Source organism: Allomuricauda sp. F6463D, assembly GCF_023015965.1.
GTDB lineage: Bacteria > Bacteroidota > Bacteroidia > Flavobacteriales > Flavobacteriaceae > Flagellimonas.
Window position 1 is genome coordinate 1 of the sequence record NZ_JALKAN010000004.1, and the last position, 17,632, is coordinate 17,632.

General features: G+C 37.9%; 16 protein-coding genes and 1 rRNA gene. 5 read left to right on the top strand and 12 right to left on the bottom strand.

What is annotated here, in order from left to right:
• Nucleotides 1-14: 14 nt before the first annotated feature.
• Nucleotides 15-126 (top strand): 5S ribosomal RNA (gene rrf, locus MWU56_RS15010).
• A 75-nt stretch (nt 127-201) separates the two neighbouring features.
• The gene (trhA, locus tag MWU56_RS15015; protein WP_247045764.1) at nt 202-840 is read left to right on the top strand and encodes a PAQR family membrane homeostasis protein TrhA; all 639 of its coding nucleotides are present in this window, start codon (nt 202-204) and stop codon (nt 838-840) included.
• Between the two features lie 48 nt (nt 841-888).
• On the opposite strand, the gene MWU56_RS15020 is transcribed toward trhA, so the two are convergent.
• Nucleotides 889-1,575 (bottom strand): ZIP family metal transporter, encoded by a 687-nt coding sequence (locus MWU56_RS15020; RefSeq protein ID WP_247045766.1) that lies wholly within the window; start codon nt 1,573-1,575, stop codon nt 889-891.
• Nucleotides 1,576-1,630: 55 nt separating this feature from the next.
• On the opposite strand from MWU56_RS15020, the gene MWU56_RS15025 reads away from it, so the two are divergent.
• Nucleotides 1,631-2,800, top strand: a complete 1,170-nt coding sequence (locus tag MWU56_RS15025) for a class I SAM-dependent RNA methyltransferase (protein WP_247045768.1) — start codon at nt 1,631-1,633, stop codon at nt 2,798-2,800.
• Between the two features lie 140 nt (nt 2,801-2,940).
• On the opposite strand, the gene MWU56_RS15030 is transcribed toward MWU56_RS15025, so the two are convergent.
• Genes MWU56_RS15030 through rlmD form a run of 5 tightly spaced genes read right to left on the bottom strand, consistent with a single transcriptional unit; the run spans nt 2,941 to nt 5,978 of the window.
• Nucleotides 2,941-3,129 carry a VOC family protein gene (locus MWU56_RS15030; RefSeq protein ID WP_247045770.1) on the bottom strand — a complete coding sequence of 63 codons (189 nt, stop codon included), beginning with the start codon at nt 3,127-3,129 and terminating at the stop codon, nt 2,941-2,943.
• The gene (locus MWU56_RS15035; protein ID WP_247045772.1) at nt 3,126-3,281 is read right to left on the bottom strand and encodes a hypothetical protein; all 156 of its coding nucleotides are present in this window, start codon (nt 3,279-3,281) and stop codon (nt 3,126-3,128) included. Before MWU56_RS15035 ends, MWU56_RS15030 begins: the two co-directional genes overlap by 4 nt.
• Nucleotide 3,282: 1 nt before the next feature.
• Complete coding sequence (locus MWU56_RS15040) at nt 3,283-4,038, bottom strand: DUF6048 family protein (RefSeq protein ID WP_247045774.1); 756 nt, start codon at nt 4,036-4,038, stop codon at nt 3,283-3,285.
• Nucleotides 4,019-4,537 (bottom strand): DUF6452 family protein, encoded by a 519-nt coding sequence (locus MWU56_RS15045; RefSeq protein WP_247045776.1) that lies wholly within the window; start codon nt 4,535-4,537, stop codon nt 4,019-4,021. The genes MWU56_RS15040 and MWU56_RS15045 overlap by 20 nt, the downstream gene beginning before the upstream one ends.
• Before the next feature lie 28 nt (nt 4,538-4,565).
• On the bottom strand, nt 4,566-5,978 hold the full coding sequence (gene rlmD, locus MWU56_RS15050; protein ID WP_247045778.1) for a 23S rRNA (uracil(1939)-C(5))-methyltransferase RlmD: 1,413 nt from the start codon (nt 5,976-5,978) through the stop codon (nt 4,566-4,568).
• Between the two features lie 234 nt (nt 5,979-6,212).
• On the opposite strand from rlmD, the gene rocD reads away from it, so the two are divergent.
• Nucleotides 6,213-7,463 carry an ornithine--oxo-acid transaminase gene (gene rocD, locus MWU56_RS15055; protein WP_247045780.1) on the top strand — a complete coding sequence of 417 codons (1,251 nt, stop codon included), beginning with the start codon at nt 6,213-6,215 and terminating at the stop codon, nt 7,461-7,463.
• 38 nt (nt 7,464-7,501) lie between these two features.
• On the opposite strand, the gene MWU56_RS15060 is transcribed toward rocD, so the two are convergent.
• The 5 genes from MWU56_RS15060 to MWU56_RS15080 all read right to left on the bottom strand — a co-directional run bounded on the left by MWU56_RS15060 (nt 7,502) and on the right by MWU56_RS15080 (nt 14,909).
• Complete coding sequence (locus tag MWU56_RS15060; RefSeq protein ID WP_247045782.1) at nt 7,502-8,578, bottom strand: trypsin-like peptidase domain-containing protein; 1,077 nt, start codon at nt 8,576-8,578, stop codon at nt 7,502-7,504.
• A 14-nt stretch (nt 8,579-8,592) separates the two neighbouring features.
• A complete protein-coding gene (locus MWU56_RS15065) occupies nt 8,593-9,756 on the bottom strand; it encodes a YbjN domain-containing protein (RefSeq protein ID WP_247045784.1) in 1,164 nt (387 codons plus the stop codon).
• Nucleotides 9,757-9,922: 166 nt separating this feature from the next.
• Entirely contained in the window at nt 9,923-10,975 is a 1,053-nt protein-coding gene (locus tag MWU56_RS15070) for an LD-carboxypeptidase (RefSeq protein ID WP_247045786.1), read from the bottom strand.
• A gap of 61 nt (nt 10,976-11,036) precedes the next feature.
• On the bottom strand, nt 11,037-12,356 hold the full coding sequence (locus MWU56_RS15075) for a carboxypeptidase-like regulatory domain-containing protein (RefSeq protein WP_247045789.1): 1,320 nt from the start codon (nt 12,354-12,356) through the stop codon (nt 11,037-11,039).
• Between the two features lie 105 nt (nt 12,357-12,461).
• Nucleotides 12,462-14,909 (bottom strand): M14 family metallopeptidase, encoded by a 2,448-nt coding sequence (locus MWU56_RS15080; protein WP_247045791.1) that lies wholly within the window; start codon nt 14,907-14,909, stop codon nt 12,462-12,464.
• Between the two features lie 159 nt (nt 14,910-15,068).
• On the opposite strand from MWU56_RS15080, the gene bshC reads away from it, so the two are divergent.
• On the top strand, nt 15,069-16,670 hold the full coding sequence (gene bshC / locus MWU56_RS15085; protein WP_247045793.1) for a bacillithiol biosynthesis cysteine-adding enzyme BshC: 1,602 nt from the start codon (nt 15,069-15,071) through the stop codon (nt 16,668-16,670).
• 225 nt (nt 16,671-16,895) lie between these two features.
• On the opposite strand, the gene pgmB is transcribed toward bshC, so the two are convergent.
• Nucleotides 16,896-17,555 (bottom strand): beta-phosphoglucomutase, encoded by a 660-nt coding sequence (gene pgmB, locus MWU56_RS15090; RefSeq protein ID WP_247045795.1) that lies wholly within the window; start codon nt 17,553-17,555, stop codon nt 16,896-16,898.
• Nucleotides 17,556-17,632 lie beyond the last annotated feature (77 nt).

Sequence of the window (17,632 nt, forward strand, 5' to 3'; positions counted from 1 at the left end):
CTCGGCATAAAAATCTAGGTGGCCATGGCGACGGGGCCCACCCCTTTCCATTCCGAACAGGGAAGTTAAGCCCGTTTGCGCCGATGGTACTGCCACACCAGGTGGGAGAGTAGGTCGCCGCCTTCCTTGAAGCCCTTCACAAAAGTGAAGGGCTTTTTTTGTTTAAAGACTTTATCTTTACACACTTTAATATTAATTACTTTGGATACCAAATCTGAAAATGTTTTGCTTCAAGAAAAGCTAAATGCATATTCCCATGCCTTAGGAATTTTATTGGCAGTAATAGGCACTATAGTTCTTTTTCAAAATGATTTGGACAATTTACCCTACATGAAAGGAAGTGTCACTGGTTATGCTATTTCTTTGATAGTATTGTTTACCGCTTCTACTGTGTATCATGCGGTTGAAAACCCAAAAGTCAAAAAGAGATTAAGGGTTCTAGACCATATCAGTATTTATTATCTTATTGCAGGAACGTATACACCTGTTTGCTTATCCATACTATTATCATCAAAGGGATGGTTGTTGTTCTACTTAGTATGGGGAATTGCTTTTTTCGGGACAATCCTTAAAATATTTTTTACAGGTAGGTTTGAAACATTCTCTTTGGTGTTATATGGTGTTATGGGTTGGCTCATTGTAATTGATTTGTCCTATTTAATGGAGCATATGACCTCATCTGGATTAGTATATCTTGCTTCTGGGGGAGCTTTCTATACCATTGGTATTCTTTTCTATGCAGTAAAAAAAATACCATATAATCATTTAATATGGCATTTTTTTGTCCTTGGTGGTGCTATATGTCATTGGTTGATGATCAATGAATTATTGCAAATTTGATGTATAATCAAATCAGACACTTATATCAATATTGAGTGTTTAATTACCTTATACCAAATAAGCAATCCCGATACCCAAAATAATCACAATTAGTTTCCTTAGATTAAATGCATGACCCTGGGCACTTTCAAACAAAATGATGGTGGAAATATGTAAAAACACTCCTATAGCCAAGGAGGTTAGCAGATGTCCATACTTTTCCATACTTGGAGATGTGGAAATATAACTTCCCAAAGGAGTCATCAAAGAAAATGCACCAATGAACAATAGAGTAGAACTTAACTTCATTCTTGAATTGACCAAAAAGATACTCAGAATGATAGCAATTGGAATTTTATGGATGATGATGCCGTACAAAATGGAATCGTTTCCATGAATAGGAACTCCTTCTACCAATGCATGTATGGAAAGGCTCCAAAACAAAAGCGTAGGGAACTTACTTTTCTCTAGGTGATAGTGCATATGTCCATGTTCTGCTCCTTTAGAGAAAAACTCCAAAAATACCTGTAGCAAAATTCCACCTAAAATGTAAAGTGCTATGGTTTTAGGATTGTGACCGTTGTACACATCGGGCAATAGCTTGAAAAAGGTAAGTGATAAAAGAAATGCTCCACTAAAAGCAAGCAAGAGTTTAATATTATCGTTATTTTTTGGTTTTGTAAACCAAACAAATCCAAATCCGGCCCAAACAGCCAAAATTGGAATAATATAAATAATAAGGGACGGAAAATCCATAGGTGGAATTAAGGTGCAAAAATAGCCTATTTTTGCGTAAAGTTTTAAAGATAGTATGGCAGGGAATTATAAAATGATGGCTAAGACTCTTTACGGATTTGAGCCTATTTTGGCAAAGGAACTTCGTAATTTGGGTGCTGGACATGTGGAAGAAGGAGTTCGAAATGTAACCTTTGAAGGAGATATCGGTTTTATGTACAAGGCAAATCTTTGCCTTAGAACGGCGCTAAAAGTATTTAAGCCCATCAAAACATTCCGGGTTTTTAATGAAAAAGATCTCTATCGTAACATTTATGAGCTGGATTGGCCCGAATTTTTTGATGTGGAGAAAACCTTTGCCATTGACAGTATTGCCAATACCGATGTTTTTGACAATTCCATGTTTGTTTCCCTGAAAGCCAAAGATGCCATTGTGGATAAGTTTAGGGAGGTTGTACGCGAACGACCCAATGTGAAAACCCAAGACCCTGACATTAGAATAAATATCCATATTTATAAAAATACATGTACAGTTTCCTTGGATAGCTCAGGCAATTCCCTTCACCAACGTGGATATCGTATTTTGACCAATATTGCACCGATTAACGAGGTGCTTGCTGCTGGTTTGTTGCTTAATAGTGGTTGGGATGGTAAGACTGATTTTATGGATCCCATGTGCGGAAGTGGTACTTTTTTGATTGAGGCTGCTATGATCGCATGTAATATTCCAGCGAACATCAATAGAGCGTCTTATGCATTTATGCATTGGAACGATTATGATGAGGAGCTACATAATAAGATAGTTGATGCGAGTTTGAAAAAGGTCCGAGAGTTTCATCATAAAATCATAGGTTATGACAAAGCACCTTCTGCCGTAAGGAAAACACAGGAAAATGTAGATCATGCAAACCTATCGGATTATATTAGTGTAGAACGAAAGGACTTCTTTAGAACAGAAAAGCCAGTTGAAGATAAACTACATATGGTATTCAACCCTCCATATGGTGAACGATTGCCCATAGACGTTGAGGCCTTTTACGGTAAAATAGGTGATACCTTAAAACAAAACTACCCTGGAACATATGCTTGGTTGATTACTTCAAATCTTGAAGCCTTGAAATGTGTGGGATTACGGCCTTCTAAAAAAATAAAAACCTTTAACGGAAAACTGGAAGCTAGGCTCGTAAAATATGATATATATGAAGGAAGTAAAAAAGCGAAACACCAAAACGAAAATGGGGATTAGTTTATTTAACAAAAAAAGGACTTCTCGTTAGTAAAGTAGTTTGTGATAAAGCAAAAGATATTTTAGATTTGGAATGTTGTTTAACACGCAACTAACTAACTCAACCAAATTTTATAAAAGGAGCCCCAACCAGGCTCCTTTTATTTTTCGGACCAAATGGCAAGTTCATTACCTGATGGGTCTGTAAAATGAAAACGCTTTCCTCCTGGAAAGCCAAAAACATCCCTTACGATCAATCCTCCTGAAATGATTATTTTATTCTTTATTTCATCTAAGTCTTTATGGTAGAGAACAACAAGCGCACCATTTGAGATGGGTTGTTCCGTCAATTAAACCCTCCCGCTATACCACTTGTGGTAAATGACGTATACGTGGGGCCATAATCGGTAAATTCCCATCCAAAAGTTTGTGCGTAAAACGTCTTGGTTTTAACAAGGTCTCCTGACTTGAACTCTATATAGTCTATAGAAGTGGCACCCATATTACTGACCGTTTTCTTCTTCCTTCTTTTTTGATTTTTTGTACAATGGGATAAAGTAGCTGATGGAATAGTTGTAGTTCACACCAAAGTTACTTCCATCTGTGACTTTATTGAATCCGGGAATCCACAGATTGGGGAAGTTTTCATTTTCCGTATTTGTAATTAAAAATCCCAAGCGAGCGCTCATTCCAACAAAAATATTAGCAAAAAGCTCAACTTTGGCTCCCACAACAAATTCGAGCCATGATGCGGATAGACCCTCATATTCTCTATTGGGGTTTGCGCCGGGCAAAAATGTTGAATTGAAAAACTGTTCGGTATCGTATAGGCTATAGTCGTTCAAGGTTTGGCTGAAACTGGCCACAGCATATCGTCCACCAATGGTTATGGCATTGTTCATTCCATACCAGTTTTCATAAGTATTCAGATCAACGCCGGCTTTAATATAGCTCCCAGAGGTTTCGTAATCATATAAAACAGTGTTGTTCAAATTTTCGTCCTGGCGTTTAGTTTCATTCCCTATTTCGGCAGCCAGATACAATCTATGCGTAAGCCGGTAATCTCCGACCAGTTCAAGCCCGGTATAATCCTCATCCATAAAAGACAACACCAGCTTGCTAATGTCCGCACCAACACGTAGGCCATACTGATCCTTATATTCAACGGTATCTTTTTGTTGGAGATTTATGGATTCCTCTTGCGCATTTGCCAATACAGGGAGCAAGCCAATTAAAATACTAATGAAATATTTTGACATGGATGTTATCTGTGTTTTCAATGGTTTGTTGAACAACGGCTATATCTTGGATCCAGTTATCATCATCTTCAGTCAAGGAAACAGCCAATTCGTTGTAAATGGTAATAAAGCCACATGCCCTGGATATAAACGATTCACTGGTGACATAGGTTATGGTCAAGGTATCTCTATTGCCTGTTTCCAATTCGGTATCATCATCATCTTCGGAATTAGAAATAATCTCGTACATGGTGGTCACGGCATTGCTTCTTAACGGGACTGACAATGAATCAGGAGAATCTGTTCTGTCACTAAAAGAATCGTTTTCCAATACACTATCAATATCAATATTTCTTATACGTATGGAGGATACTTCCTTTGTTTCAGTGGTGTCTTCCATATCATTAAAACCGATGACCAACAGAGGTGTATCTCCATCAATACAGATATCGTCCTTTTCACAGGAAGATGCGTAATAGAGCAATGAGGTTATAAGTAGGATGGAGATTATTTTTTTCATTCCGGTTACATGTGGGTTTTAATAAAAACTACACCCGTTTTTCCAAAAGTACAACATTTTCGACGTGGTGCGTTTGTGGGAACATATCTACGGGTTGAACCTTGGTAATTTTATATTTCTCATTCATGAGAGCTAAATCCCTTGCTTGGGTAGCGCTGTTACAGCTAACGTATACGATTTTGGCCGGTGCTACCGACAATAGCTGTTCCACCACTTGTTTATGCATACCGTCTCGTGGTGGGTCTGTCACAATAACATCTGGTTGACCATGTTCAGCAATGAAGGCGTCATTAAAAACATTTTTCATATCACCAACAAAAAAATCCACATTGGAGATGTTGTTGTGCTTGGCATTTGACTTAGCATCTTCGATAGCTTCGGGAACAGACTCCACACCAACAACTTTTTTCGCATTTTTAGCTATAAACTGGGCTATTGTGCCTGTTCCGGTATATAGGTCATATACCAATTCGTTTCCGGAAAGTCCGGCAAAATCTCTTGTAATTTTGTAAAGCTCGTAGGCTTGTGCCGAATTGGTCTGATAAAATGATTTTGCGTTGATCTTAAAATGAAGATCTTCCATTTCCTCAAAAATATGATCGCGCCCTGCGAAACAAACTATTTCTTGATCATATATGGTATCGTTTCCTTTAGTATTGACCACATAGAGTAGGGCAGTTATCTCAGGAAATGTTTCCTGTAAGTGATTCAGGAGTAATTCTCGATGCGCTTCATTGTTTTCATAAAATTGGACGAGAACCATAATTTCTCCCGTGGATGATGTTCTGATCATTAAGGTACGTAAAAGTCCTTTTTGTTTTCGAGGGTTAAAAAAAGTAAGGCCATTTTCGTTTGCAAAATTTTTGGTTTCCAATCGAATTGCATTGGAAGGGTCTTGCTGTAAATGACACTTTTTAATATCCAGAATCTTGTCCCACATGCCAGGAATGTGGAACCCTAAAGCGTTTCTGTCCTCTATTTCATTGTCAGAATTGATCTCTTCCTGGGTTAACCATCGGCTATCAGAAAAGGAGAACTCCATTTTGTTTCTATAAAAATAGTGCTCCTTGGAACCTAAAATTGGGGTTATTCCTGGTAGTTCCACGTTGCCGATACGTTTTAAATTGTTTTCGACTTCTTTTTGCTTAAAATATAGTTGGTGCTCGTAGCCCATGTGCTGCCATTTACATCCACCACAGACCCCGAAGTGTTCACAAACAGGTTCGGTTCTTTTATCAGAAAATTTGTGAAAGTTGGTTGCAACGCCTTCAAAATAAGCTTTTCGCTTTTTAGTGGTCATAACATCAACTACATCGCCAGGTACGGCATTGGTAAGGAAAATTACCCGTCCATCAGGGGCTTTGCCAACGGATTTTCCTTTTGCTCCGGCATCTATGACTTCTACGTTTTCAAACGTTTTTCTTTTGGTTTTTTTACGCATGCCGCAAAAGTAAGTTCTTTTTGTTATTTGAAAGAAGACAGGTTCTTAAATTGCGTGTAAACTTTTGGTTGTACCGAAAGGAATCACTTTGGTAAAATTATATTTTCGTCAATTAATTTGTAATTTGCGGACGCTACCAGGGATGATTTCTCTCCCACGCTGCTTTTTCGAGACTTCGAAAGAATAAAGGTACAGTAGGAATGGTTATTTTATCAATTTTAATCATTTAATGAAATGGCTGTTTTAGAACATTTGACATCGCAACAAGCGATAGATTTAGAAAATAAATACGGAGCACACAATTACCACCCACTCCCAGTAGTGTTGAGCAAAGGTAAGGGTGTTTATGTTTGGGATGTGGAAGGAAAAAAGTATTACGATTTTCTATCTGCGTATTCCGCAGTGAACCAAGGGCATTGTCATCCAAAAATTATTGGTGCAATGGAAGAACAAGCAAAAAGATTGACCTTGACTTCTCGTGCGTTTTATAACGATATGCTTGGCAAATATGAAAAATATGCTACCGAGACGTTTGGTTTTGACAAGTTGTTGCCCATGAACACGGGAGCTGAAGCTGTTGAGACCGCCTTGAAAATATGTAGGCGATGGGCATACCAGAAAAAGGGTATTCCGGAGAACCAAGCTCAAATAATAGTGTGTGAAAATAACTTTCATGGAAGAACAACTACGATAATTTCCTTTTCCAATGATAATGTGGCGCGAGAAAACTATGGTCCTTACACCGAAGGGTTCGTGAAAATTGAGTATGATAATTTAACAGCTTTGGAAAATGCATTGGAGAGTAACCCGCATGTTGCTGGATTCCTAGTGGAACCGATACAGGGAGAAGCAGGGGTTTATGTACCATCGGAAGGATATTTAAAATCGGCCAAGGCACTTTGTGAAAAATACAACGTACTTTTTATTGCCGACGAGGTGCAAACAGGTGTGGCCAGAACAGGTAAAATGTTGGCTGTGGACCACGAAAATGTTAAGCCTGACATTTTGATATTGGGCAAGGCCCTTTCCGGAGGAGTTTACCCAGTTTCAGGTGTTTTAGCAAACGATGGGATTATGGAAGTCATTACCCCAGGAAGTCATGGAAGTACTTTTGGCGGGAATCCTGTTGCTGCCGCAGTTAGTACTGCTGCTCTGGAGGTTATAAAAGATGAGAATTTGGCAGAAAATGCCCAAGTATTGGGGGAATTGTTCCGTGATGAGTTGAACAAGTTTATTCCAACCTGCGATTTGGTGGTGAAAGTAAGGGGTAAGGGATTGCTCAACGCCATTTTAATCAATGATACCGAAGATAGTTCCACTGCTTGGGATATTTGTATGGCCTTAAAGGAAAATGGTTTATTGGCGAAACCTACTCATGGCAACATTATCCGGTTTGCGCCACCTTTGGTGATGACTAAGGAGGAATTGATGGATTGCGTTTCTATTATTATAAAAACCTTAGAGAGCTTTAAAGCAAACGGTTGAATAAAAACTGGGGCAATTGCCCCAGTTAGTTTTTTAGATTAAAAGTCTTCTTTTGATTCTATAGACATTTCACATCCGAAATTATCGGCAAAATAATTATCTAAATCATCAGCCTTTAAAGCTAAATTTTTGATATTGTTTTTGATGGTGTCAGCATGGTCGGTAAATATGTCCGAAAGATGGATCCTATATGAGAGATAGATTTGGTTCTTGTGAATGCCCAAGTAGTAGGGTTCCATGTTTTTTTCCAATAAATGTGTCAACAGCTCTTCGATATTTTGTTTTGGAAGGCTGTTCATGGGAGATGTCGATATCAAATAATCCCTTTTGAAGACAAATATTCGAATAAGTGCGCTCCCTTGGTGAAATTCCCAAAAATCTCTGCCGGCCCTTCCCAAAATAGGATTGAGGCCCAAATCCGTGATTGCACTTTCAACAAACTGGGCGAAATGACTTTTTTCAAATTCTTCCCATATTGAAATATCCATATTGTTTCCGCAATTGGAGCAAAATTCAGCTTCTTCTTCTATGTAAAAATCACAAGAGCTACATTTTACACTAAAAGATGTTCTTTCGATTTTGGCAAAATCGTTCAACTCTTTGATAAGATCGGAGTGTTTTATGCCAAAACCAACATTATCGGCGTTGTTGAACTTGGAGGTAGTTACCCCTACCACAACACCAGCTTCATTCAGCATAGGGCCACCAGAGTTCCCCGGATTAACGGCGGCATCAGTTTGGATATAGTTTCTACTGCCCATTGGTTGACTTGTAGAGGATACAATTCCTTCCGTAATGGTGTAGGGCAAACCAAAAGGATATCCATTTATAAATATTTTTTGCGTGTTTGTAATCACAATTTCTTGTTGAATTGTAATATCGTTCTGTGTATTCTCAAATCCATCGATACATAGAAAAGCAAGGTCTACTTCTGGATTGACCATGACTACATTGGCAACAAACCTATCTTTTTTATAATCTTCAACAGCAACTATTTTTTCTCCTTTAACTACATGATAGTTTGTAATGATATGATTGTGTCCGCTTGCAATGAAACCACTTCCTGTTCCAGAAGCCGTAACAATTTTAAAAACTGATTTTCTTATATTTTCCATCTTTTTGTTTCTGGTTAACTGAATAGTTTAGAGAAAAAACTTTTTTTAGTATTCGTAATGCCTACTTTTCCATCTAAAAATGAATTAAATGTATTTAGTAATATGGGGGCTGCTTCGTGCAGTTCCTTGCCCGTTACTTTTTCAAGCACATCGTAAATGGCATCTTTGTGTAGCTCTTCTAAATTGTAGTCGTATATAATTTTTAAAAAGGAGTATTGTAAATAATAGCAGAGCATTAAGTTGTTGTTCTCCTTTAGGTATTTGTTTACATAATTTTCCATGTTTTTAACATGATTCTGAAGCACTTCAGTTGAACTTCTCCATTTTAAGGAAATTAATGCTTCGGCATGATAGATATCTTGAAAAAACTCTTCTTTTGGCATATTAAGAAGTTTTTGCATAAAATTCACTCCTTTATCAATTCTATAGTTAAAATCAATTTGACCATTGAATAGATTACCTATATATTCCTCCAATTTGGTTCTTAATGTTCCGTGTACACAGGAGATGTTGACGATTTTTAATAAAGAAATTACTATGATGTCCCATTGAAAATCATTCCATCTTTTTTCTTTAAATAATTGGCTGTACTTTGTATAGTCTTCCAATATAGTACTGATCTGTTGCCATACTTGTTCCTGCTCATCTTTGGATAAGGCGGTAATTATGGGCTCGGTAAAAAAGTCAGTTTTGTATTTGTCGATGAACTCATCATCATAACTATCGGCATATACACTGATTTCTCGCAATACATCGTAAACTTTGTTGGGTTGGCAAAGTGTAATTGGCATTTTATATTCAAACCAAAGAGCTTCTCCTTTGAGATGTATTTGGGCTAAAGTCAATGGATTAAGATTAATTTCCGCTACTCTTCTAAACAGTGCCACTTTGTTGGTGCTTTCTGTTATCTTTACAAAAGGTGCCTTGACCTTAAACGTGTCCTGTGTGATGGAAATGCGGATTTCAGCCGAACCTTGTCCTTGTACAATTTCAATATCATCATCCAAGGAATGACCGTTTAATATATTTGAATTGATGTAGTTTATGGTTTCAATCAATGCCTCTCTATAATTTTTAGCATTATAGGCATCCATTGCTTTGCTCCAGTAAGCAACGTCCATGCGTGGGTCGTTCTTACTTTTAATAGGTCTGTTAAACCTAGGAAGTACATGTTTCATTATTTATAGGTTAAGATTTACAAATCAGATTTGGGTGAGGTTGATTTGCTGTCTTTGAGGAGGTTGCGATAAAACAGTTGGGCTAATATCGTATTTTTTTTACAAGAACCTAGTAAAAACTAAATTGATTTAAGCTTAATCGGTTTTCAGGAAAAAAATAATCAAGTTAACGAACAGCAGTCTCTTCCAAACGCAACTGTTTTTTGTAGGCATTTAAGGTGGCTTCAATGCCGATGGGTAGTGTAGAGTTCTGTGGTATATGCCCAAAGCTCATACCATAGACTGCAGGCATCCCCAATGGAGCAATTCTGTCTAGAATCACTTCTCTTAGGGTGAAGTTTTCGGTTGTTCTTTTACGGTCACAGCCTTTGCAAACACCAAAGATTATCCCCTTAGCTTTTGAAAGTGTGTCCACTTGTGTAAGTTGGGTAAGCATACGGTCCATGCGATATGGTGCTTCTTCAACGTCCTCCAAAAAAACGAGTTTATCCGTAAAATCGATTTCATACGGTGTACCTATCATGGCAGTTACCAAGGATAAACTACCTCCGGCAAGTTCACCTTGACCTACGCCCTTGGTAATGGTATACCTGTAATATTCACTGTTTCGGTATTGTCTTGGGTCTTTTAAAATTGCATTTTTGATGGGAAGGTTTTCCATAGGTTCCATCAAAACTTTTTTGAAATATGATTTGCTATATTCATCATCAAGTGTTGTACCCACGGGGCCATGAAAACAAACCAATCCTGTTTTATCATAAATGGTATTGATCAAGGCCGTAATATCGCTAAAGCCAATCAATATTTTCGGGTTGTTTTGGATTGCTTCATAATCCAATAAATCCAATATACGGGTACATCCATACCCACCACGTGCGCAAAGTATAGCATCAATTTCAGGGTTTGCAAACATTTCATTTAAATCTGCTGCTCGTTCTTTATCGGTATTGCTGAAATACCCATAATTACCTTTTATCCGTTCAGTGTGATAGGTATTAAACCCCATTTTCTCCAAAGTTTCCAAGGTGAGGTAAAGTGCTTCGGGTTTTACTGCAAATCCAGGTGCCACCACGCCAATGGTGTTTCCTAACTTTAACTTTTTGGGTTTTATTTTTGATGTTGTTGGGGGCTGTGGCTCATGTCCCCAACTGGTTTGGTGCAAAAGGGTTGCAGCACCAAGAACTGTTGCCGATTTTATAAAGCTTCTTCTTTTGGTCATTTAATTTGAATTAAACAGGGCAGCATAGATAAAAATCCACAAATTTAGAGGAAAATATTAACTAATCACTGTTTCTTTCGTCTCTTCGTAGCTGTCGTTGAATTTTCTTAATGGCTGACTCTATTGACTTTTCGGGCTCTATAATATTGTATTCACCCCAAAAATTAGGGTCCGAAAAACCTGAAGCTTCATCACTAAGGATTATGGATTTTTTTATACGCTCACGGTACCGAGGTACTTCCCCGGTTAAATTTTTTTCCCAATCTGTAACGGCCATTTCCGCGGTCATGCTATACATTGAATTGAACCACTTATCTTCCCAGTCCACTTTAAACTCCATGAACACGCTACTATAACCATAATACCACTTTCCATCTTTTTCACGGTAATCAACTCGATAGGATACCTCTGTGGGCCAAACATCAACTTTTGCTGGTTTTCTCCGTACAAATAATTGGGCCGCTTTGTTTCTGTCGGTAATGTTCAAAGAAAAGGTAGCGTTTGTTAAAATCTTATTTTCAACATCGATGTAAAGTTCGCCTTGATAAAGCTGTTCAATGATGCCTTCGAGTTGATCAAATCTGATGACGTAAATCAATCTATCGTTAGTTCGAGTTGATCTATTAAAAGTGAATTTATAGTTGGTCAAGGACTCTTCAGAAAATATATATTCTGGATACTTCATCATATCCACATATAGTGTGTTATAAGGACCGCCTTGAAGTTTTAGTGCAACAGTGTCCAATTTGCTGTAATCTGTGCTTTTTCTGGCTTTGTAGAGTTCAACGGCATCGCTTTTGGCAGAGTTGTACGGTGTTTTATATATGTTGACCACAGCTTCTGCCAAAGAAACGTTTCTTCGTCTCCGTTTTATGGTTTCCCGATAAAAAGCCGTCATTAAAGTTGGGTCTTCAAAATAATTGTCATCCCTATTCCTTAAAGTCTCTTTTACCAAGGCCAATGCATCTTTTGGTGCATTGATGTTAATTTCTGAAAGTTGAGTTACGGATATTTGTAAAGTTATTTCGTTTTGTTCTGTTTCAAGGTTGGCTATGGGCACCCTTTTTGTTTTATAGCCCAAAAACGAGATTACAAGGTTTTTGGAGGTATGTTCTTTGGGTACCTTTAAGAGAAAACTGCCTTCTGTATTGGTTATAGTGCTGATATTGGTGCCTTCTACTGCTAACGTTGCAAAAACCAAAGGTTTATTGCTCGACTCCTCTGTCACCTCGCCGCTATATTGGTTAAAATCAACAGTTGCATTATCATCTTGGAACCCCATTGTTTCATTCGGAAACAACATTAGTAGAGAACATGCTGAAAACAATAGCAGTACCTGATATTTTTTATTTAAAATGGATAACAAGGTTCTTAGTGACATATCCGCAATTTTTCTTTTATTAAAAATACGAAATTTAGAGATATGACACTATACAGCTTTCTTTTAAAAACTGAATAATTTCCTTAAAATCAGCGAAAAACCTTTTTAATCTACCATAAAAAGTGCATTGGCAAAAAATAATTTTCCGTTTTCCCAAAACCCTCTGAACAACGGATTGTCGACCATGTAAATTACTTGTCCTCTACCAAAGTCCTCCACTCCGTATACCAAAGATTCGGAAATCTTTTTCTGTGCTTCGCTTCCAGCAAAACCTGAAAATGGCATGGTATTTTGCTCTAGGTAGACGGCGTTTCCGTTGTCTAGGTACTCATATGTGTTGCTCCCCAGTTTTAAAGAGAAGTAATCAGAACCATACCCGTAGGCCAATGGGTTGGAGTTATCTACTTTGGTTTTGAAGATTGCGCCGGTAATTGCACTTTTGATTCGTTCCCGTTCTCCGTCTTCATAAGGTAGGGGAATATTGGTATTGCTGCCATTTTCTATTTCTTTCTTTTTTATACCAAATCCTTTTTCGCCATCAAGGGCATCTATGGAACCTCCCATGGAAATGATTTTTCCACCTTGTCTTACCCATGTTTTTAGCTTGGTCAGCTCTTTTTCATTAAAATGATCTCCATATCTACCATCAGGTAACACTAGGATGTTGTAATCATTTAGATCTACCCTATTTGCATAATCATCATCTATTACGGTAAGTGGGTAATGTAATTGTTGTTCAAAAAAGTGCCATATTTCTCCAAATCGAAGGGTAGAAGTTGGTCCTCCGGACAGAACGGCAATTTTCGGCTTGGTAATCATTTTAATAGAGGAAGAGCCAAAATCTTTCCCTGCATCCACAAATCCAGTAGAGGTAGGGGTGATATCTTTCTGGTGCTTCTTGGCAATGGATTGTAGCGTTTGGATAAAGTCTTCCTTGTTTTCGTTATCACCCTTGGTGATGATCAAAGTTCCGCGATCAAAAGATTTACCTTGAACAGTAAATGGATGGTCTGCCTTACGAACACGAATTCCTTGATTGAGGAGTTCGGCTAAAAAACGGGCATCCTCCATACTGTTCCAGTCCGTTAGGTAAGCATAGCTTTGGCCGTTGATGTTTGGAGAAACCATTGTTTCCTCTGCATTTTGCGATGATACTGCGGAAGTAGATGCAATGGCTTCCAAACCGTAGGCGTAGGGTAACGACCATGCGGTAATATCGTATGTCAATGAATCCGAAAGTTTTGCATTTGGCTCAAATAATACTTTTACCAATGTACCTTTGGATTGATTTGTAGAAACGACCATTCCATTTTTATTGATGGAAATACTACCATTGTTCCCGGTGCTGTAACTGTGCCCTCTGTACGAACCACTTGAAAGGTCGCCATATTCAATGTCATGTTTTTTCAGGAGAGATTTAAGAGCATTCAATTTGTCTTTATCTCCTTTCAAAACATAGCTTTTGTACTTAAAATCTTTATTTTGATGGAATTTCCTAAATTCCTCATTTAATTTATCTGCGTTCTGGGAAGAAACTTCCACTGTGGAAAGTCCAGTAGTAAAATGGTGGGCTATTCTGTCTTTTAAAGTGAGTGTATCTCCAATGGCGGTAATGACACCTAGTCCGGCTCTTCCGCTACCACCTTGCTCATAAGTCATTCCAATAGACCCGTTGTATATGGGATAGGTGTCCCCGTAACTTGGATAAAGCAGGTCAAAAACTTCTTTGGTAAAATAGAACCAACCGTTGGCGTCAAAATATTTTGCATGGTTTCTGCCCAATGTAACCTGAAAATCACGTTGAAAGTCGGTTATCACTTCGTGATATGGTTCTGCTGCAGGCGCAAAGTAGTATGGATTGTTTACCCCTTGTTCATGAAAATCTACATGAACGTGAGGCAACCATTGGTTGAACATTTTTAATCTTTGCTGGCTTTCCACCTGGGTCAGCCATGCCCAATCGCGGTTCAGGTCGAACATATAGTGGTTACTACGTCCATTCCACCAGCCTTCGTGGTGCTCTTTACTGTTGGGATCCACTTGGTATGGTGTATTTTTATATTGGTTGTACCAATTACTATACCTGTCCCTTCCATCTGGATTGATACAAGGATCCATAAGTACCACCGTATTTTCCAAATAAGAACTTTTATTGGTCAACAATTCATAAATGGTCTTCATGGACGCTTCGGTACTCACACTTTCGTTACCGTGTACATTGTAGCTTAGCCAAACAATGGCCTTGGAAGAATTTCCGGTCCCCTCTGTGTTCTTTAAGTGTTCTTGCCTAATGGTTTCCAGATTGGCAAGGTTTTCTGCAGATGATACATAGGCCAAGATCAAAGGTCTACGTTCGTTGGTTTTACCATAAACGGTTAGCTTTACCCTATCTGGATCGGATGCTGCCAAATATTCGTAATAATCCACCACCTCATGATGACGGGTAAATTGCGTGCCAAGCTCATATCCTAAAAATTCGGATGGGGATTTAAGCTGTTGTGCTGATACGGAAATTGATACTAAAAGGATGAGAATAAATAAAAAACGGGTCATACTTGGGTTAATTAATTTAATCAAATCTACTAATAATTTGATGTAGATTCATAATTTTAATAGTTATGACCTCTCAAAATTTTTAAAAATTCAATTAACGTATTTTTAGGACGAGAAAAAAAGTAGAAACTTATCTTTGAACACCTCATTGCAATTTGAATGGAAGTAGAATGTATACCTTTTAAGGAGACCGGTTATTTTTCCCAACTTATTTGTGACTATGTAAATCAAAAAAAAGAACTGTCCCACTTTTTTAATAGATACCCAATCCCGGAAAATTTCGGTGCTCAAATAAAGGAGAAAGCTGCAAACTACCCACAGGCCAATAGAACTGTCTTAGTGGACTCTTTACGGGAACAGTACATAAATGTTGAAGTTTCCAAAGCCACACAAGTAAATATTGATGCTTTGGCATCGGAAAACACTTTTACCGTGACTACGGGACATCAGTTGAATCTCTTTACGGGACCACTCTATTTTCTATACAAAATCGTTTGCACGATTAACTTGGCCAAAAAACTCAATGAGAAACATTCTGACAGTCACTTTGTGCCAGTATATTGGATGGCAACAGAGGATCACGATTTTGATGAGATCAATTATTTCAATCTGCACGGAAAAAAAGTGCATTGGAACAAAAAGGCTTCTGGTGCGGTTGGTAGGCTGTCAACTGAGGGATTACAGGATGTTTATGAAATCTTTGCGTCCGAACTCGGTAATTTAGGCCTAACGGAAAACTTGAAAGAACTCTTTGAAAAGGCATACATAGAGCATCAAACACTTACAGAAGCTACGAGATATTTGGCGAATTCTTTATTTGGTGATCAAGGGTTAGTCATTGTGGATGGTGACGATGTGAAATTAAAGGAGTTGTTGGTGCCTTTTGCCAAAAAGGATATTCTAGATCATACACCGTATCAAAAAATATCAGAGACAATTGAAACCTTGGGCAATCTTTCAACAGATTACAATATTCAAGTGAACCCAAGGGAAATCAATTTCTTCTATTTAAAAGAAGGTCTTCGGGAGCGGATTGTTATCAAAAAAGGAAAATACCATATAATTAATACCGATATCAATTTTTCCAAAGAAGAACTTTTGGAAGAACTGGAAGCTCACCCGGAACGTTTTTCGCCCAACGTGGTGGCACGTCCTTTATATCAAGAAATAATTTTACCAAATCTTTGCTACATTGGTGGAGGAGGGGAACTTGCCTATTGGTTGGAACTTAAATCCTATTTTGATGAAGTGGGGGTAACCTTTCCAATGTTGATGTTACGTAATTCAGTATTGATGATTACGGAAAAACAAGCTAATAAAATGGAAAGAATGGGATTGAAAATTTCTCATTTGTTCATGAAACAGCATTCCCTTATCAATAAAAAGATACGTGACATTTCTAATATTGATATTGATTTCACTGCCCAGAAACAATTGCTGGAAGCGCAATTTAAGGATATGTACCAATTGGCGGAGCAAACCGACAAAAGCTTTTTGGGAGCGGTAAAAGCACAAGAAGTAAAACAGAAAAAGGGCTTGGAGCATCTTGAGAAACGATTGTTAAAAGCCCAAAAGCGAAAGTTAAAAGATCATGTGGTTCGCTTAACAGAATTGCAAAATGAGTTGTTTCCCAATCAATCGCTACAGGAAAGGCAACTCAATTTTTCCGAAATGTACTTGGAAATGGGCGATACCCTTATTCCGCTACTGCTAGAAACACTAGATCCCTTTTCTGGAGCGTTCACAGTTGTAAAGCATTGATTGTTTGTTTCTGTTGACTCTGGAAGCCTTTAAAATCTGCACTTTTATAAAAAAAACAAAATTAAGGTAGGGTATTCTTTTTTTGGATTGTTCCTTATATATAAATAGCTATGAAAATTTAAATTTTGAGTTGGTTAACTCATATGTTTAGGTTGGTTTTGATTTTATTGAAAAGCCCCGGAGTGGTTCCCGGGGCTTTTTGTATTTATATATTTTTACGACTAGTTAGAACAGTTCCTTGAAATAGGATTTTACTTCAAACAATGTTGCCTCTTTCATAGTGTCGAACCTTACATCTGCATGGCCCACACGTTCTGCCGGGCCAATTCCAACACTGTGAAATTTTCCGGCATTTGCTGCATCTATACCTTTTTCAGCATCTTCAAAAACAATGCAATTTTCAGGAGGTAGCCCCAATTTTTCTGAAGCATATAAAAAAATATCTGGAGCAGGTTTGCTTTTGGTTACACTGTTTCCATCCCCTATTACATCAAAATAGTGCGTGGCATTAAGTTGCTTTAATACTTTTTCGGCATTTTTACTCGCACTGCCCAAAGCTACACTAAACCCTTCAGACCGTAGATGTGTTAAAAGTTCCCTGGCCCCTGGTAAATAATCCTCTTGGGTTATGCTGTTCAAACTTTTTACGTAAAAGTCGTTTTTTTTGGTTGCAAAATCCACTATGGACTTCTCATCTAAGGAAATATTGTTGTAGTCCATAATCACTTTAATAGAATCCATTCTGGAAATCCCCCTCAACTTTTCGTTTAATTCTCGGTCAAATTCCCAGCCCATATCATCGGCCAATTCTTTCCAAGCAGCGTAATGCAGTTCTGCTGTATCCGTAATTACGCCATCCAAATCAAAAATGAATCCCTTAATCATGATCAATGCTTTTTATTGCGCAAATAAATAATGAAATCAATTAAGAAAAAAACTATATAAGACTATGTTATCTTAAA

What these genes read in the sequence shown, in the direction of transcription:
- MWU56_RS15025 (WP_247045768.1), top strand. Translation starts at nt 1,631, where the DNA reads ATGGCAGGGAATTATAAAATGATGGCTAAGACTCTTTACGGATTTGAG.
- MWU56_RS15075 (WP_247045789.1), bottom strand. Translation starts at nt 12,356, where the DNA reads ATGTCACTAAGAACCTTGTTATCCATTTTAAATAAAAAATATCAGGTA.
- rlmD (WP_247045778.1), bottom strand. Translation starts at nt 5,978, where the DNA reads ATGCGTAAAAAAACCAAAAGAAAAACGTTTGAAAACGTAGAAGTCATA.
- MWU56_RS15070 (WP_247045786.1), bottom strand. Translation starts at nt 10,975, where the DNA reads ATGACCAAAAGAAGAAGCTTTATAAAATCGGCAACAGTTCTTGGTGCT.
- rocD (WP_247045780.1), top strand. Translation starts at nt 6,213, where the DNA reads ATGGCTGTTTTAGAACATTTGACATCGCAACAAGCGATAGATTTAGAA.
- MWU56_RS15035 (WP_247045772.1), bottom strand. Translation starts at nt 3,281, where the DNA reads ATGGGTGCCACTTCTATAGACTATATAGAGTTCAAGTCAGGAGACCTT.
- MWU56_RS15065 (WP_247045784.1), bottom strand. Translation starts at nt 9,756, where the DNA reads ATGAAACATGTACTTCCTAGGTTTAACAGACCTATTAAAAGTAAGAAC.
- MWU56_RS15020 (WP_247045766.1), bottom strand. Translation starts at nt 1,575, where the DNA reads ATGGATTTTCCGTCCCTTATTATTTATATTATTCCAATTTTGGCTGTT.
- pgmB (WP_247045795.1), bottom strand. Translation starts at nt 17,555, where the DNA reads ATGATTAAGGGATTCATTTTTGATTTGGATGGCGTAATTACGGATACA.
- MWU56_RS15080 (WP_247045791.1), bottom strand. Translation starts at nt 14,909, where the DNA reads ATGACCCGTTTTTTATTTATTCTCATCCTTTTAGTATCAATTTCCGTA.
- MWU56_RS15060 (WP_247045782.1), bottom strand. Translation starts at nt 8,578, where the DNA reads ATGGAAAATATAAGAAAATCAGTTTTTAAAATTGTTACGGCTTCTGGA.
- MWU56_RS15040 (WP_247045774.1), bottom strand. Translation starts at nt 4,038, where the DNA reads ATGTCAAAATATTTCATTAGTATTTTAATTGGCTTGCTCCCTGTATTG.
- bshC (WP_247045793.1), top strand. Translation starts at nt 15,069, where the DNA reads ATGGAAGTAGAATGTATACCTTTTAAGGAGACCGGTTATTTTTCCCAA.
- MWU56_RS15045 (WP_247045776.1), bottom strand. Translation starts at nt 4,537, where the DNA reads ATGAAAAAAATAATCTCCATCCTACTTATAACCTCATTGCTCTATTAC.